The organism is Vibrio tapetis subsp. quintayensis (assembly GCF_030409945.1).
GTDB lineage: Bacteria > Pseudomonadota > Gammaproteobacteria > Enterobacterales > Vibrionaceae > Vibrio > Vibrio quintayensis.
In genome coordinates, this window is record NZ_JAUFQV010000043.1 from 266,444 (window position 1) to 283,319 (window position 16,876).

A 16,876-nucleotide genomic window follows, 5' to 3' on the forward strand; every position below is an offset into this window, starting at 1 on the left:
GTTATTGAAATGATGTAGGTAGGTAAGTGTAATGATAACTGAAGTGGCTCTGGGGAATAACCTGGAGCCACTTTTTTGTATTTTAAATAATGGCAAAACAAAAATAGATAAATAAATTCATTAACGCCATTTAAATATTTAATACTTGATGTTGTATATGACCGATGTCAATTACTATAAACCGCATAAATTGGATAATTTTATTGTCACTCTACCACTGCAATGAGACTACTCTGTGCACATGTCATATAACTTTGAAAGAATTAAAAAGAGCAACACGAGGAAGATGGAAAAAGTAAAAAATTTCCTTGGCTTGATGGGGTTAGGAGTAGACGCCGACGTAGAGCTGTTCGTCATAGCCTACGCCCAAAGTAAGGTTGTTGGTTGTGGTGGTTTAGCTGGTAGCACACTTAAGTCAATCGCCGTTGATGAAGCACACCAAGGGTTTGGATTGTCGACTACTTTACTAACTGAGTTAGTGACTCACGCTTACGACATGGGCCGATACAACCTTTTTATCTATACCAAACCAGATAACTATCAGATGTTCCACAATGCCGGTTTTCACTTGCTTACCTCGGTAAAAAACCGAGTTATCTTGATGGAAAACAGCAAATCTCGATTATTGCGCTATTGTAACCAATTAGCGCTACTTAAGCGCTCTGGAGAACAAATTGGTAGCATCGTCATGAATGCTAACCCATTTACGAATGGGCATCGTCATCTTGTTGAACACGCTTCTAAGCAGTGTGATTGGGTGCACTTATTTGTCGTGAAAGAAGACCGATCTTTTTTCTCTTATCAAGATCGTTTAGCCATGATAAGAGCTGGTGTCGCGGATCTTGATAATGTCATCATTCATGAAGGTTCCGATTACATCATTTCGCGAGCGACATTTCCCAGTTACTTCCTAAAAGACGAGGGGGTCATCAACTATTGTCATACCGCCGTTGATTTGCAATTATTCCGTTCTTATATTGCGCCAGCATTAGGCATTACACATCGTTATGTTGGTACAGAACCCATTTGTACTGTGACTCGATTTTATAACCAACAAATGCAGCAATGGCTAGCGACACCGACATTAGAAAGCGCTCCAGTTAGCTTAATTGAAATACCACGCAGCGAATGTATCGGCCAACCAGTATCCGCCTCGTTAGTCCGTAATTTATTGTTTGATAATGAATGGAGTTCGATACAGCAGTTGGTGCCTAATACAACCTATGACTATCTAAAGAATTTGTTTAGCCTTGAAACGTCACTATACCAGGCGAAACGTAAAGCTATGAGCATAAAAGAAAAAGCCAGCGCGGCTTGATTGAAATTAAATACGCCAAGCAAATTTGCTTGGCGTATTTAATGGAAGTGGCTTTAACTAATTAGCATTAGCATTAGCTTGGCGATCACACAATGCGAGAATTGCGCCTTCGATCTCATCGGCTGAATGACGGTTGTCGATGTTGCACCTCTGTGCGGTTTGGTCGCAAATGATGCACTGGCGTGCGGGTAACTGGCTAGATTTACGAGATATGGTTTTACCACGACCATCACACACATCAATATTGAAAATCGCACCAAGTGGGTGGTTTCGTTCTATCTTGAGCATATTTTTTTTCAATTGGTTGGCTGATGGGGTATCGACAACAAACAAGGCCTCTGAACCCATATTTAAGTGCATAATTTGCCGCGTTTTTATATCCCAACTGAGTTCAGCCAATTGGCCTTGTATTGCATTAATTGCGCTTTGGAAAATGACTTTAGTGTAAGACTTTTTGGCTAATTCTATTGGTAGGTGCAGCGTAAGGGTGAGAACGGGAAGTTTGTGAAGAAACACAAGTTCGCTTTGTCGTTCAACTCGTTGATGCTTACCCATGAAAACGTCATGGAGGGTCGTGGTTGGCATGGTTCATCCCTTATTTTCTTGCTTAGATATTTGTTATTAAAGTGTAACGAATATGACATCTCCTAATTCTGCGCTGCTGAACAGTTCTACGTGGTAATAGTGTTTTAAATGACCTAAATGAATTTATTTAAAAGAAAGATAAATCTAATTTATAGAGCATATTTTGTGATCAACCTTACAGCAAATTTTTGAAATGGCCTTAGATAAATAATAAAAGTTATTAACGCCATTTAAGTAGTTTAATGAACGAAATTGAATGATGAGCTTCACGAAGAAATGTGAGCCCACTACGTAGACTACAGAGACTTTCATTAAGATGGTTTCAAAATAATATGAATCAAGATCCAATTATATTTGAAGGCATTACTCTCATGGCTCTAGGTATGGGATTTGTTTTCTGTTTTCTATGTTTGCTGGTTGGCGCAATTCGTCTTTTAACCGACCTCGCTTCGCGGTTTGAACCACCTCCGGTTAAAGCCGCTGCACCCACTGCAAAAAATGCACCTTCAGATGACAACTTAGTCGCAGCAATTTCAGCTGCATTGCATCATCACAAGAAAAAATTCAGTTAGGATTACAGGGGATCATCATGTCCAACATTGTTAAGCCACTTGGTATTACAGATGTCGTCTTACGCGACGCACATCAATCACTATTCGCAACACGTCTACGTTTAGAAGACATGCTGCCAATCGCATCAGAATTAGACAATATCGGTTACTGGTCACTTGAAACTTGGGGTGGTGCTACGTTTGATTCATGTATTCGCTTTTTGGGTGAAGATCCGTGGCATCGTTTACGTGAACTTAAAAAAGCAATGCCAAAGACTAAGCAACAAATGTTGTTCCGTGGTCAAAATATATTGGGCTACCGACATTATGCTGATGACGTGGTCGACAAATTTGTGGAACGCGCTGTTGCAAATGGCATGGACGTTTTCCGTGTTTTTGATGCGCTTAATGATGTGCGTAACATGCAACAAGCAATCAAAGCCGTAAAAAAACAAGGCGGACATGCACAAGGTACAATTTGTTATACAACAAGCCCTGTGCATACCATGCAGTCTTGGATTAATGTCGCTGAACAGTTGGTAGAAACCGGGGTCGACTCCATTGCTATTAAAGACATGGCTGGCGTTATGACACCGTATGAGTCTTACGAGTTAGTGTCGACTCTTAAGAAGCAATTGGATGTAGAACTTCATTTGCATTGTCATTCGACCGCTGGACTAGCAGATATGACATTGCTAAAAGCCATTGAGGCGGGTGTAGACCGAGTCGATACAGCCATTTCATCAATGAGCGGAACGTACGGGCATCCTTGTACAGAATCGATAGTTGCGGCTCTTAAAGGAACCCAGCGTGATACCGGCTTGAACGTTGAGAAACTAGAAAGCATCGCCGCTTACTTTCGTGAAGTACGCAAAAAGTACCACAGCTTTGAAGGACAATTAAAAGGTTCAGACTCACGCATCCTTGTTGCTCAAGTGCCAGGTGGTATGTTGACCAATATGGAGGGGCAACTAAAGCAGCAAAACGCCTTGGACAAAATGGACTTAGTGTTAGAGGAAATCCCAAGAGTGCGTGAGGATTTAGGTTTTATACCTTTAGTCACGCCAACGTCGCAAATAGTTGGTACCCAAGCAGTCATTAACGTAATGATGGGCGAGAGATACAAAACCATTACTAAAGAAACTGCAGGTGTATTAAAAGGTGAATATGGCCAAACCCCTGCGCCTATGAACAGCGAGTTGCAATTACGTGTGCTTGATGGCGCTGATGCCATCACTTGTCGTCCGGCTGACTTGATTGAGCCTGAAGTCGAATCCTTGACTCAATCGGTGATTGAACAGGCGAAAGACAAAGGAATTGAGTTAGCCCAAAGCCCTATTGATGATGTATTAACCATCGCTCTATTCGATAAGGTCGGTTGGAAGTTCCTTGAAAACCGTAATAACCCCGACGCATTTGAACCCATGCCAGAAATACCACAGCGAGCGGAAATAACCCAAACGGCCTCATCTACAAAAGAAGACGAGGGTGTCTACACGGTCAATGTTAATAACCAAAGTTACGTAGTAAAAATTAACGAAGGTGCTGATCCTGAAGTGTTAGCGAGTTCTACCACCACACTATTAGCAGCGCCTGTTTCAGCCGCTCCGGTTTCTCCTTCTGGTGATGCCGAAACAGTCGCTGCGCCTCTAGCGGGCAATATTTGGAAAATTCACGCAAAGATTGGTCAGCTGGTCAAAGAAGGTGAAGTTATTCTCATTTTGGAAGCGATGAAAATGGAAACAGAGATCCGCGCTGCAAGAGAGGGCGTGATCGAGAGCTTAAGTGTATCCGAAGGTGATTCGGTGCAAGTTGGCGATGCATTGGTCGCTCTGGCGTAAGGGAACAAAATGGACAATATTTTAGCCCTGGTCCGAGATTTCGGTTTCCTCCACTTACAATTCGGTCAAGCGATCATGATCCTTGTAGGTTTGGGATTGCTTTATCTCGCCATAGTAAAAAACTTCGAACCTTTGCTACTGGTACCAATTGGCCTAGGAGGGATCTTAGCAAATTTACCTGATGCCAACCTTGCCGTTAGTGGGGTAGAAGCCGCCATTTATGCTGGGAAAACCGAAGTAATGGGGGCATTTTCTGCGGTGCTAAACCTTACAGATACGACGCCCGATGTGATTAAACACGCTTACGAGATGGCATCACCACAAGACAAAGTTGCGTTGAAACTATTGGCAGAGCAATACAATTACAGCGATGGCATGTTGTACACTTTTTATAGTGTCGCGATTGCTTCTGGTGTAGGGCCATTGGTCATCTTTATGGGCGTTGGAGCAATGACAGATTTTGGTCCGTTACTTGCCAACCCTAAAACCTTGTTACTGGGTGCCGCTGCTCAGTTTGGCATTTTCGCGACTGTACTTGGCGCGCTTGGCTTAAGTCAACTCGGTATCATGGACTTCAGCGTTGCACAAGCCGCTGCGATTGGCATTATTGGTGGAGCTGATGGCCCGACGGCGATATACGTTTCGAGCATGTTGGCACCTGAACTATTGGGTGCAATTGCCGTTGCCGCGTACTCATACATGGCATTGGTTCCAATGATCCAACCGCCAATTATGCGAGCGTTAACAACAGAAGCTGAGCGAAAAATCATCATGACGCAACTGCGCACGGTCGGCAAGATTGAAAAAGTTTGCTTCCCGTTGATGTTGCTTATTTTGATCGCGATGCTCCTGCCATCAGCAACCCCATTACTTGGTATGTTCTGTTTTGGTAACTTAATGCGAGAGTGCGGCGTAGTAGAGCGACTTTCTGATACTGCTCAAAATGCGCTGATTAACATAGTGACCATATTCTTGGGCCTTTCGGTTGGTTCAAAATTGATGGCGGATAAATTCTTACAACCGCAAACACTAGGCATTTTGGCATTAGGTATCGTGGCATTTTGCGTCGGAACCGCTGCTGGCTTGTTAATGGCCAAAGCAATGAACAAGGTCTGTAAGGATAAGGTCAATCCACTGCTTGGTTCAGCGGGGGTATCTGCAGTTCCGATGGCGGCGCGAGTGACCAATAAAATAGGCTTGGAAGCGAATCCTCAAAACTTTTTGTTGATGCACGCAATGGGACCGAACGTGGCCGGTGTTATTGGCTCAGCAGTGGCTGCGGGAGTAATGATCAAATATGTGATCGGAGGCTAGCAAAGTTATATAAAGGAAGATCTTAAGATCTTCCTTTTTATGTTTAAACAGGCACAATATTATTGTGCGATATATTAATTAATAAAGGATGAATGGGTATATGAAGGCTACCCCTATGCAATTAATGGAATGGTTGAAAAATAAGCTTTCTTTTAGAGAGCAAGTTTTTATCCTTATCTTTGCGTTAATGTTAGTCCAATTAGCCATTGCTGGTGGTAATTTTCATCGTACTTTACTTAACTCGCTTGAACATCAAGTTGGAACTAGAGCATTAATTCAAGCGAAAGAGATAGCAAGTGACCCAGAATTAATTCAAGAAGTAAGAATAAAAAACGTTGCAGCCATTGAACGAGTGACTACTCGACTGCACAAGATCTCTGATGCTAGTTTTATTGTGGTTGGTGATGAGTCGGGAATTCGTCTGTCCCATCCAGTAAAAACGCGCATCGGAAAACCAATGCAAGGTGGTGACAATAAAGGAGTTTTGGAAAGAGGTGAATCTTATATTTCAATAAAAGAAGGCAGTTTAGGCTATGGAGTAAGAGGCAAAGCTGCAATTATTGATTTTGATGGTGAAATTATTGGTGTTGTATCGGTGGGCTACCTGCTGAATCGATTTGATCAGTGGCTTTCTTTTTATTTTGAACCTCTGATTTATGAAGTTCTGATTATTATCTTTCTGACAATTTTAGGTGCGTGGGCCTTTTCAAGTCACATCAAAAATAAGATGAATGGTATGGAGCCAAAGGAAATTGCGCTCGCGCTACATCTTCAAAAATCCATTCTTCAATCCGTTTACGAAGGTGTCATTGCTCTGGATAAAGGTGGGCATATACTCACTCTAAACAAAACCGCTTTAGAGTTGTTAGGCACAGACAAAGATGTAGCGTATCTGAAGTCTCGTAGTATATTAGAATTTGTCACCAACTCTCAATTTTTCTTTCAAACACCGTTTGATAAAAATATAAAAGATGAGATAGTTTCAATTAATGGACAAACATTAATTGCTAATAGAGTCGCGATTTTTGACAATAACATATTAGTTGGCTGGGTCGTGAGCTTTCGACATAAAAATGATATCAATTCATTAACAGCAGAATTAACACAAATAAAACAATACACAGATAACCTGAGAGTCATGCGCCATGAGCACGCGAATAAATTGTCGACGATTGCGGGCATGATTGAAATTGGCGCTAATGAATCTGCTCTGGCGATGATTAATAGTGAAAGCAACCATAAACAACAGCTTATAGATTTTGTAAGTTCGAGAATAAAATGCACGCAAGTAGCGGGAATTTTACTTGGGAAATACGCAAGATCTCAAGAGTTAGGGTTAGACTTATCGTTTGATCCGACGTGCCAATTGTACTCATTAAATGAAAAAATTGAACCAAATGAGTTATCAGCAATAATCGGAAACCTTATTGATAACGCATTTGAAGCCACACTAAAAAATCCCGAAAGTAATAAAGTCATTACCGTTCTAATCACGGATGCAGGGGCTGATTTAGTCATTGAAGTGGCCGATAACGGATGTGGCATATCAGCGGATATCGCCGCGACTATATTTAGCCGGGGCGTCACCAGCAAGGATGATAGTGATGGCCATGGAATCGGGCTATATTTAATCAATAGATACGTGACTAATTCTGGCGGCGTAATCTTAGTTGACGACGCAGAGCCTAAGGGAACCATATTTTCTATATTTATTCCGAATCAAGGTAACAACGAATGAACACTATTGACGTACTCATAATTGAAGATGAAGTTGGTATCGCGGAATTGCATGCGCAGTTTTTGCGGCAAACGGTGCGATTTAACCCAATCGGTATTGCGTCCACCATCGCCATGGCTAAGACCATGATCCGTGTAAATAAGCCCAGGTTGATATTACTCGATAACTACTTACCTGACGGTCGTGGTATTGAGTTGCTTCGTGAAATAGTAGCGGACAAAAGTGGTAATCAACCCGATGTAATTTTGGTGACGGCTTCTAGCGAAATGGACACGGTAAAAGACGCTCTACAATGCGGTTGTTTCGACTACCTTTTAAAACCCGTTTCTTATGATCGACTGCAGGAAACTCTAAACCGTTACTTGAAATACAACAGCGCCATTAACGCATTTGATAACATTAGCCAGCGCCATGTGGACGATCTTTTTAACATGCAGGCGAGGGACAAAGTCTCCAGCCGGTTGCCAAAAGGCATAGGTGAACTAACGCTAGACAAAATTAAGCAAGTTTTTTCAGCGAATTGTGGCATCAAATTTACCGCAGAAAGCTTAGGTGGCGAAGTGGGAATAAGCAAAACGACAGCACGACGTTACTTAGAGTTTTGTTCAGCAAGCGGGTTCCTGACGGTAGAAAATGAACATGGACGAGTCGGTAGGCCTGAACGCGTTTATGTGAAAAATGCTTAGGGCATCAGAGAAAAACAAAAAACCACCTGTTAACTCTCGGACAGGTGGTTTTTTTATTTGTGTTATAACCCATTTCTTCAAGAGAGCTATTTAACCTCTTAACCTAGCTAATTTTCCAATTAAAACCATTAAAGCCATTAATGGTGTTTACCCTACGATGAAACATGAGCGTCATCCCCATATTCCCCCTTAGGTTGGCAGACAATATCCACTAAAGAAGTCGGGAAATTTAACGACTGAAAAATTATAGCCATCCAATTAACGAACCCTAAGGATTGAATATGCACATCAATCAGAGATCCTATGCAGGGACGCTCGAATCGAGTGACTTGCTTGTAGAAGTCTCCCCTTGTTCAAATGACCAACTTGATATTGATATCAATAGTTCCGTCGAAAAGCAGTTTGCTTCGGCTATCCGTAATGTAGTGTCCAGTACATTAGATGAAATGGGGGTGAAATCCGCTCTTGTTGTTATTCATGACAAAGGCGCATTAGATTGTGTCATTCGAGCTCGTGTTCAAGCCGCAGTCATGAGATCGGCAGGTATCAGTGGAACCGACATCATTTGGGGAGCCGTATAATGAGTCACCTAAGAAGAAGTATGTTGTTCGTACCGAGCTCTAACGCCGCAATGCTCAGCAATTCCTTTATATATCAACCAGACGCTATCATGTTTGATTTGGAAGATTCTGTTTCCTTACGTGAAAAAGACACGGCCCGCATGTTGGTCTACAACGCGTTGCAACATCCCTTGTATGCGGATATTGAGACGATTGTACGGGTTAACGGTTTAGATTCAGATTTTGGTGTATCCGATGTAAAAGCGGTCGTAAAAGCGGGTGTTAACGTGGTTCGATTGGCGAAAACAGACAGTGTGCAAGATGTGATTGATATGGAGATGGTGATCGCAGAAGCTGAGATAGAGTTTGGCCGAGAATTAGGCAGTACAAAAATGCTTGCAGCCATCGAATCGGCCATGGGTATTAATAACGCGGTTCAAATTGCCACCGGTTCTAAGCGACTGATTGGTATTGCACTTGGCGCGGAAGATTATGTGCGGGATTTAAGAACCGAGCGCACACCAGAGGGAACAGAATTGCTGTTTGCTCGTTGTAGTATTCTACAAGCCGCTCGTGCTGCGGGCATCATGGCGTTTGATACGGTCTACTCTGATGCAAACAACGAAGCCGGGTTCACTCGTGAAGCTGAACACATCAAATCACTAGGTTTTGATGGTAAATCTCTCATTAACCCTCGCCAAATCGAAATCATACACAACGTTTTTGCCCCGTCGCAAAAAGAAGTCGACCATGCTCATGCAGTCATTGAAGCGGCGGAAGAAGCAGAAGAACAGGGTTCCGGCGTTGTTTCTTTGAACGGGAAAATGGTAGACGCACCCATTATTGAGCGCGCTCGCTGGACGTTAGAACGTGCCGAATCCGGTATTAAGCAGTAGGACAAGTCTGATGAATAACAAAGTAACTGATCACGCCCATGCCCTGTCTCATGACTTGATTCCATTTGAAGGTGCGCACCAGATTACGCCGCACCTACTCAATAGAGAGGGGAAGAAAAGCCGCAAGTTGTTTAAAACCGTAGAAGATGCCATTAGAAATAGCGGCCTGCAAGATGGCATGACTATTTCGTTTCATCACTCATTTCGTGGTGGCGATAAAATCATAAACATGGTGATGGATATCATTGCTGATATGGGTCTGAAAAATCTTACGTTGGCATCCAGCTCTCTTTCTGAAAACCACGCACCGTTGGTTGAACATATTAAAAATGGCGTTGTGACGAAGCTGTACACTTCCGGTTTACGTGGTCAGCTTGCAGAAGAGATTTCACGTGGTTTATTACAAGAGCCTATTCATATCCATTCACATGGTGGCCGAGTTCATCTTGTTAAAACCGGTGAATTAGATATTGATGTCGCATTTCTTGGTGTTTCAACATCAGATGAATTTGGTAACGCAAATGCGGTCACGGGCAATGCTCGTTGTGGTTCATTGGGCTACGCACAAATTGATGCGCAGTTCGCCCATCATGTCATCGTCTTAACCGAACAAATCGTATCGTTTCCAAACCAACCCGCATCATTGGCTCAAGATCAAGTTGATAGCGTTGTGCAGGTAGAGCAGGTTGGCGACGCGTCTAAAATTGGCGGAGGTGCCACGCGCATGACGAGCAATCCGAGAGAACTCTTGATTGCGAGAAAAGCGGCCGAGGTTATCGAACACTCTGGCTACTTTAAGCAAGGGTTCTCGCTGCAAACCGGTTCTGGTGGGGCATCACTGGCAGTAACACGGTTCTTAGAAGAAAAAATGCTGCGTAATAACATCACAGCAAGCTTTGCATTGGGCGGGATTACTTCAACCATGGTGGATCTGCACGAGAAAGGGTTGATTGAAACTTTGCTTGACGTCCAGTCTTTTGATTCGAATGCCGCAGACTCTCTGGCGAGAAACCCAAACCATATTGAAATTTCAGCCAATCAATACGCCAATCCATCGTCAAAAGGAGCTGTGGTTGACCGCTTAGACGTCGTTATTTTAAGCGCTCTAGAAATAGACACCGAGTTTAATGTCAACGTGATTACCGGTTCCGATGGTGTTATCCGTGGCGCATCTGGCGGGCACAGTGATACCGCAGCTTCTGCCAACTTAACAATAATCGTTGCTCCACTTGTTAGAGGCCGCATCCCAACCGTTGTCGAGTCTGTCCTGAATAAGGTCACGGTGGGCAGCCAAATTGATGTATTAGTTACAGACCACGGCGTCGCAGTTAACCCCGAAAGACTTGATATCGCGCAGCAACTCGCAGTAGCGGGTATACCGATTTTGACGATTGAAGAACTTCAACAACGAGCCGAATTATTGACCGGTAAACCAGAGCCGATTAGTTATCACGATAAAGTGGTTGGCTATGTTCGTTACCGCGATGGATCTCTCATCGATACCATCAAACAAGTTAAGGAGTAGGTTTGTACAGCGGGCCGAAAGTCAGTTTGCAGCAGTTACTCGATTGCAAGGAGCAGCGTGCTTTTCGGCAAAGGGAGTGGATCTCAGTTCACTCCCTGCCGCTGGTGAGCTTTTCCATTAACATGGTGGGCGCCATCAAGAAAAATGAGCTTTCAAGCAGGGCATTTCTTGTAGGTTTCCAAGCCATTATCGATGAATGTTTATCTGCCGATATTCCGATTGTTGCTATAGAAAAAATCGTTGCAGCAACGGGTTATGAAGCGCTGTTTGCGGTAAAAGCAACATCCTACACTCAGTTGAAACACGCAATGGTAAACATAGAAGATAGCCATCCTTTAGGGCGACTATTCGATATTGATGTAATCGATATCGATGGTAGACCTATTTCACGAGATTCTTTCAACTTATCTCGCCGTCGCTGCTTCGTATGCCAACAAGAAGCCAAGTTATGTGCGAGAAATCGAAGTCATTCGTTGCAAGAGTTGTTGAATAAAATGACCGAGATTATTCATGATAGCCAATAGAACCTTTAACTTACTAATGGATGATTGTGCATTGTTCACCCCGTCTAACTATGGCGCTCCCCAACTTAATATCTGTGAGTTGGCAGGGAATCTTGCTTATCACGCCATGATGCTAGAAGTGCACCTTACTCCAAAGCCGGGTTTAGTTGATTGCCAGTCGACAGGCTCACACGAAGACATGAGCCTTGATACGTTTATTGCCAGTAGTGAAGCTTTACGCCCATTCATGAAGCAGTTTGTCAATACAGGCAGTCGAATGAGCCACTTGCCAGCTAAAGCCATATTACCCAGCTTACGAAAAGTTGGCATACAAGCAGAAAAGGCGATGTTTGATGTGACAACTGGCGTCAACACACACAAAGGCATGATATTCACTCTTGGGCTGATTTGCGGTGCTGTTGGATGGCTCTACGCGAAAGGACTGAGCTTTGATTCGCTGCGCGTACGATCGGTGATTAAGGCTTGCTGTGAAACGTTAGTCCTTGATGACCTAGCGAATACCAATAAGCGACCGGTTACCGCAGGAGAGAAAATTTACCAACAGCATGGCTTAACGGGTATCAGAGGTGAAGCGGCCAATGGTTACCCTACGATTTATGATCATGCCTTGCCAGAATATCAGAAGGCGATCAGTGCTGGAGATTCAGAAGAGCAAGCAATGACTAATACATTATTAGTACTCATGGCCAACAATAGCGACAGTAACTTGGTCAACCGAGGGGGAGTACCCGGCTTAAAATTTGTCAAAAATTATGCTTATAACTTGTTAGAACAAAATGTTTCATCCGTCCAACATAGGGAGGCATTGCTGTGGGAATTTGATGCTGTCTTGGTAGAGAAAAACCTAAGCCCTGGAGGGAGTGCGGATTTACTGGCGGCGACGTGGCTGCTAGCTCAACTAGATACGTGTACAACAACGCTTTAGCATAAGTATCGCCGTTCGATAGCGTATTAGTAACACCGTTAATTAACGATAACGAGAAACATAGAATAGGAGAAAGCTCATGCTGTGTATTGGCATTATTGGTAATTTTTCAGGCCACTTAAGTGGGGCGGAAAACGTGCAGGAAGACACTCTGCCAAATGGCATATTTGTGATTCATTGTGATCACAACGAAACACTCTCAAGCGGTGATGTTGCTCGTTACCCACCAGCGGGAACGCGCGTAGACATAGAGCCTGAATTCGTATTGCGTTGTAAAGTCAGCTACGCAAAAGATGGCAAAGTTAGCGCCTTAATGGCAACGCAAATTACTATAGGTAATGATTTCACCATCCGTGAACTTGAAGGCTCGCAGAAAATCTCTGAACGTAAAGCATGGGGCGAGAAGTCCAAAGGTATTAACCAAACATGGTGGGATGTGCTAAGGCTAAGTCCTGCGAATTACGGCAACAACCTAAAGTTGGTTTCATATGTAGAGCGAAACGACATAATGCATCTCGCAACGCCAGTCGTCGACTGTACTGAACTAAAAGTATTCTACTGTCATTTGATGGCGTGGATGACGGACCGAATTAACCATCAACAAGATGACGGCATGTACGACGCTATTTTACCCATACTTAAAGCGCAGGGTTATCCTGACGAGTTGGTGCTGTACACGGGTGCGCCAAACTACACGAAATGGGGGGATGAGAATTTTGTTCAGAAGGGGGATAAGGTACATATAGCCGCGTTCAATTCTGATTTTGTCTCAGAGCAAACGGTGAAAGAAATGTTTACACATAATAAGTCGGTCAATAATGATGAGCTGCTTTCATTTTCCCAATTAGTTGTGTAATTCACTATCGTTGTTAATTGAATCAATAGAATAAAAAAGAGCAATGACTAATATGGATAACTCATTGCTCAAATTCCAACAAAATCCCTACAAGGACTACAAACTAAGTTCAGCTGGAATAATCTCTATATTCTGATCCAATTCTATTTGATCATGGAAACTGTTGCTGTGTTCTTTGCAAAGGGGAATAACAAACAGAAACTCTTCTGCTACAGAATTCTGCTTAACTAACGCGCCGTGATGGTATTCATTTGTGCAATTCACTTCAGCACAAAAATGGTAGTGTTTCTTATCAAAGTGCTTCCAGTAACTTAGCCAATGTTGTTTAGACTTTTCGGTTAGACTTTCATTAAACGCATTCGAAACGATCATACTTTTACCTGCTATCTGGTCTCTTTCAAGTTGATGTATCTATAATAAGCGTAATTTTTAGATGGATTTATGCGCATTAACGCAACTTGGCGGGTATTTAATGGATGTAAATGGTTTCAATGTTTTTAACCATTGTTTGTGTGATAACCGAGGGCACCAAGTGGTCTCAATAGTCATCATTAACGAATGCCCGTCGGTTAGTTTTAAGTGCTGCCCGTACGGCAAGCTGCTTTTGTCGTGATCTCACAAAACTGAAGAGGATTAACAAAAAATCAGAGCAGATTTTCGTAGTCGAGTTAATCTTAGTTTGTTAACTGTAGACATTTAAAAGGAATTTTATGAATAAGTGGCTGTTAGTGTTTGCCGTGCTCGCGTCGTTTTTTGTGGCACCAGTCTATGCGCAAACATTCGAGAATGTGGCAAAAATTCAATCGAGCTTAGTGGAAGATTTTAATGCCTTAGCAATAGCGGATGAATCGGAACAGCCGTTTTTGGAGGATATCTTAAGGCGTAAAAACGAAGCTTTGAGATCCCAAATAGTCCCGATTGTAAAACCTCAATCTGAAAACAAGGCCGTCGATGAATTGATTATCGAGCAAATGACTTTGTTGCAAAAACTTTTAGATAGAAGTGAAACAAAGATCATCGAGCTGGTTAAACAAAGCCGAGCCGAAACGGGAGATGAAAAACTTCGCTTAGAGTTGTTGGTGCAAAGACGTATTTTTGCAATGGATACCTATTATCAGCAAATGGCTGAAACGCTGATATGGGCGAAAGGCAGGCAACTGGATGTTTCCTCGCAAGAGAAAACACTGACAGATGCGCTGACTAAGCGTTCCGAGTTTTTAGCTAATGCGATTCTTTTTCTGGATTCCCAAAAGCAAGAGCTGAAAAAACGCATGTCGTTCGTGGTGCCTGAACAAAAAGCAGCGTTGTCTGCAGAGCTAAATAGACATACTGAACGTATTGGAATGATGGTGAAAAGCCTAGAGTCAGGCATTAACTTGATGGGCAGTTATGGGATTGACGTCACCAACTATAAGCAGATTTTGTTGTCCATTACCGGGGATATTAACGCCGATGTGCTGGATTTTGATGTTGCGCTAGGAATGCTGGATGAGTGGCTGGTTTCTTTTAAAGAGTGGGCGTTCACTAATACACCATCTATGGTCGTTAAGTTTCTATTGTTCATCGGAATCTTATATGTAACGCGATTATTCTCTCGTGTTGTCAGCAAGGCCGTAGGCAAAAGCGTATCGCATTCAAAGATGAAGTTTAGCGTGTTGATGCAAGACTTCTTCATCTCTATTGCTTCTAAAGCGGTCGTATTTATCGGTTTACTGATTGCATTGTCTCAAGTGGGTATTGAGCTTGCACCGCTACTGACAGGTTTTGGTGTTGCCGGTGTCATCATTGGTTTCGCCTTGCAAGACACCTTGTCTAACTTCGCATCGGGTCTGATGATTTTGATTTACCGCCCGTATGATGTGGGAGATATGGTAAAAGTCGCAGGGATCCAAGGAACCGTAAAGAACATGAGCTTGGTCTCTACAACGGTACAAACCATCGATAATCAGCGTTTGGTTATTCCAAACAACAAGATTTGGGGAGACGTCATCAATAACATTACCGCCGAGCAGGTTCGCCGAGTGGATATGGTGTTTGGTATCGGGTATTCGGATGATATCGATAAAGCTAAAGCGGTCCTTTCAGATATTTTGGAGCAGCACCCGATGGTGTTGAAAACCCCAGACTATATGGTCAAACTTCACACGTTAAACTCTTCGTCTGTCGATTTTGTGGTGAGGCCGTGGGTGAAAACGGTTGATTACTGGGATGTGTATTGGGACGTTACTGAAACCGTTAAGAAACGTTTTGATGAAGAGGGCATTACTATTCCGTTTCCACAGCGAGATGTGCACGTGTATAGCCATGATGCATAATGCTGCAAGATTGACGTAATATGATGCCGCCAGCGTTAATGGTTGGCGGTTTATCATGATCAGTTTGTATCAGGAATAGTTTACATAGCGGGTTGTTAGGTTGCTTATTCGGCGGTCAAAGAAACGGATATTCAACCCCTGCTTGATTTAATATCTCATCCATAACGGCCATATTTCTTAGTGTGACTTTCGGGCTGACGTTTTGGCTGGAAAGCCGATTATTGCGTAAACATTGGTGTACTTCGTCGATTTGATATTCGAAACCATTTGTTCGGTAGGGGATGTGAACGTTTTGTTGACTGTCGCTTGCTTTTTGCAAGGTGGCTTGCTCAGCTTCCCAGAAGTTGTGAGCAACGACAATGTTACCCTCACTGCCCACTATCTCAAATGTATTATCAAGGTTGCGTAAAAACCCACAAGTAAACGAGCTTTGAATAGAGGCCCCTAGCGCGTTTTCGTAATGTAAAGTGACACTACATTCTTCATCAACTCCAGTATCGCCAACCAATACATCAGATTCAATTTTTGTGGGCGAACAGCCTATGACAAAGTCGGTAAGTGCAATATTGTAAACACCAGTATCAAGCAATGCACCGCCGGCTAGTTCTAGATTGAACAGACGATCTTCTACATTTCGTTCAGCTTTGAACCCAAACGTTGATTGGATGCCACGCAGTTCACCAATTTCTCCATCGTCGACCCAACGTTTAACTTGTTGCCATATGGGCAAAAAACGCGACCATAAAGCTTCCATTATGAACACTTGATGCTTGCTCGCGAGTTCAAATAAATATTCGCTTTGGGCTCTATTCACGGTTAGCGGCTTTTCACAAAGAACGGATTTGCCTGCTTGAATTGCCTTTGAGGCGATGTCGCAGTGGTAGCGATGCGGATTAGCTATGTAAACGGCATCAATGCTGTCATCGGTGAGTAAATCTTGGTAAGAGTGATATCTCTTCGGGATATTGTATTGATTTGCGAATTCGTTCGTACGTTGTGGGTTTCGGCTAGCGACCGCACATAATGTTCCATCGGTAATCGATTCAAACGCCTGTGCAAACCGGTGAGCTATGCGTCCAGGAGCTATTATTCCCCAGCGGGTTGGCGTGTTTTCCTTATCTAATCGCAAATGATGCATCCTTATAACTAGAAGAGATAGCTAATTATTCTAAAACAAATCATTGCTTTCAATTATGTTAATTAGTACATAGGTTCACAAAACTAGTGATTGAGTTCGCCACA

Annotated in this window: 16 protein-coding genes; 13 read left to right on the forward strand and 3 right to left on the reverse strand. The window is 43.0% G+C overall.

All coding sequences use genetic code 11. The features are described 5' to 3' along the window. The first annotated feature begins 241 nt into the window (after positions 1-241). The gene (gene citC / locus QWZ04_RS22130; RefSeq protein WP_290330583.1) at positions 242-1,318 is read left to right on the forward strand and encodes a [citrate (pro-3S)-lyase] ligase; all 1,077 of its coding nucleotides are present in this window, start codon (positions 242-244) and stop codon (positions 1,316-1,318) included. 57 nt (positions 1,319-1,375) lie between these two features. Here the strand turns inward: citC and citX (QWZ04_RS22135) are convergent, their stop codons facing one another. Continuing rightward, positions 1,376-1,903, reverse strand: a complete 528-nt coding sequence (gene citX, locus QWZ04_RS22135; protein WP_290330445.1) for a citrate lyase holo-[acyl-carrier protein] synthase — start codon at positions 1,901-1,903, stop codon at positions 1,376-1,378. Positions 1,904-2,235: 332 nt separating this feature from the next. On the opposite strand from citX (QWZ04_RS22135), the gene QWZ04_RS22140 reads away from it, so the two are divergent. The 11 genes from QWZ04_RS22140 to QWZ04_RS22190 all read left to right on the forward strand — a co-directional run bounded on the left by QWZ04_RS22140 (position 2,236) and on the right by QWZ04_RS22190 (position 13,319). Next, complete coding sequence (locus QWZ04_RS22140) at positions 2,236-2,475, forward strand: OadG family protein (RefSeq protein ID WP_290330446.1); 240 nt, start codon at positions 2,236-2,238, stop codon at positions 2,473-2,475. 17 nt (positions 2,476-2,492) lie between these two features. Beyond that, entirely contained in the window at positions 2,493-4,295 is a 1,803-nt protein-coding gene (oadA, locus tag QWZ04_RS22145; protein ID WP_290330447.1) for a sodium-extruding oxaloacetate decarboxylase subunit alpha, read from the forward strand. 9 nt (positions 4,296-4,304) lie between these two features. Beyond that, positions 4,305-5,609, forward strand: coding sequence for a sodium ion-translocating decarboxylase subunit beta (locus QWZ04_RS22150; protein ID WP_290330448.1), 1,305 nt, complete (start codon positions 4,305-4,307; stop codon positions 5,607-5,609). A 115-nt stretch (positions 5,610-5,724) separates the two neighbouring features. Beyond that, positions 5,725-7,347, forward strand: a complete 1,623-nt coding sequence (locus QWZ04_RS22155) for an ATP-binding protein (RefSeq protein ID WP_290330449.1) — start codon at positions 5,725-5,727, stop codon at positions 7,345-7,347. Then, entirely contained in the window at positions 7,344-8,033 is a 690-nt protein-coding gene (locus QWZ04_RS22160) for a response regulator (protein WP_290330450.1), read from the forward strand. The genes QWZ04_RS22155 and QWZ04_RS22160 overlap by 4 nt, the downstream gene beginning before the upstream one ends. A gap of 281 nt (positions 8,034-8,314) precedes the next feature. Further along, the gene (gene citD / locus QWZ04_RS22165) at positions 8,315-8,614 is read left to right on the forward strand and encodes a citrate lyase acyl carrier protein (RefSeq protein WP_290330451.1); all 300 of its coding nucleotides are present in this window, start codon (positions 8,315-8,317) and stop codon (positions 8,612-8,614) included. Next, entirely contained in the window at positions 8,614-9,489 is an 876-nt protein-coding gene (citE, locus tag QWZ04_RS22170; protein ID WP_290330452.1) for a citrate (pro-3S)-lyase subunit beta, read from the forward strand. Before citD ends, citE begins: the two co-directional genes overlap by 1 nt. Before the next feature lie 10 nt (positions 9,490-9,499). Further along, on the forward strand, positions 9,500-11,014 hold the full coding sequence (gene citF / locus QWZ04_RS22175; RefSeq protein WP_290330453.1) for a citrate lyase subunit alpha: 1,515 nt from the start codon (positions 9,500-9,502) through the stop codon (positions 11,012-11,014). 2 nt (positions 11,015-11,016) lie between these two features. Then, positions 11,017-11,538, forward strand: coding sequence for a citrate lyase holo-[acyl-carrier protein] synthase (gene citX, locus QWZ04_RS22180; protein ID WP_290330454.1), 522 nt, complete (start codon positions 11,017-11,019; stop codon positions 11,536-11,538). Further along, on the forward strand, positions 11,525-12,463 hold the full coding sequence (gene citG, locus QWZ04_RS22185) for a triphosphoribosyl-dephospho-CoA synthase CitG (RefSeq protein ID WP_290330455.1): 939 nt from the start codon (positions 11,525-11,527) through the stop codon (positions 12,461-12,463). The genes citX (QWZ04_RS22180) and citG overlap by 14 nt, the downstream gene beginning before the upstream one ends. Positions 12,464-12,542: 79 nt before the next feature. Then, on the forward strand, positions 12,543-13,319 hold the full coding sequence (locus QWZ04_RS22190; RefSeq protein ID WP_290330456.1) for a DUF5718 family protein: 777 nt from the start codon (positions 12,543-12,545) through the stop codon (positions 13,317-13,319). A 96-nt stretch (positions 13,320-13,415) separates the two neighbouring features. On the opposite strand, the gene QWZ04_RS22195 is transcribed toward QWZ04_RS22190, so the two are convergent. Beyond that, complete coding sequence (locus QWZ04_RS22195) at positions 13,416-13,691, reverse strand: hypothetical protein (protein ID WP_290330457.1); 276 nt, start codon at positions 13,689-13,691, stop codon at positions 13,416-13,418. Between the two features lie 338 nt (positions 13,692-14,029). Between QWZ04_RS22195 and QWZ04_RS22200 the strand changes: the two genes are divergently transcribed. Beyond that, entirely contained in the window at positions 14,030-15,634 is a 1,605-nt protein-coding gene (locus tag QWZ04_RS22200) for a mechanosensitive ion channel family protein (protein WP_290330458.1), read from the forward strand. 115 nt (positions 15,635-15,749) lie between these two features. Here the strand turns inward: QWZ04_RS22200 and QWZ04_RS22205 are convergent, their stop codons facing one another. Beyond that, positions 15,750-16,763, reverse strand: coding sequence for a Gfo/Idh/MocA family protein (locus QWZ04_RS22205; protein WP_290330459.1), 1,014 nt, complete (start codon positions 16,761-16,763; stop codon positions 15,750-15,752). Between the last annotated feature and the right edge of the window lie 113 nt (positions 16,764-16,876).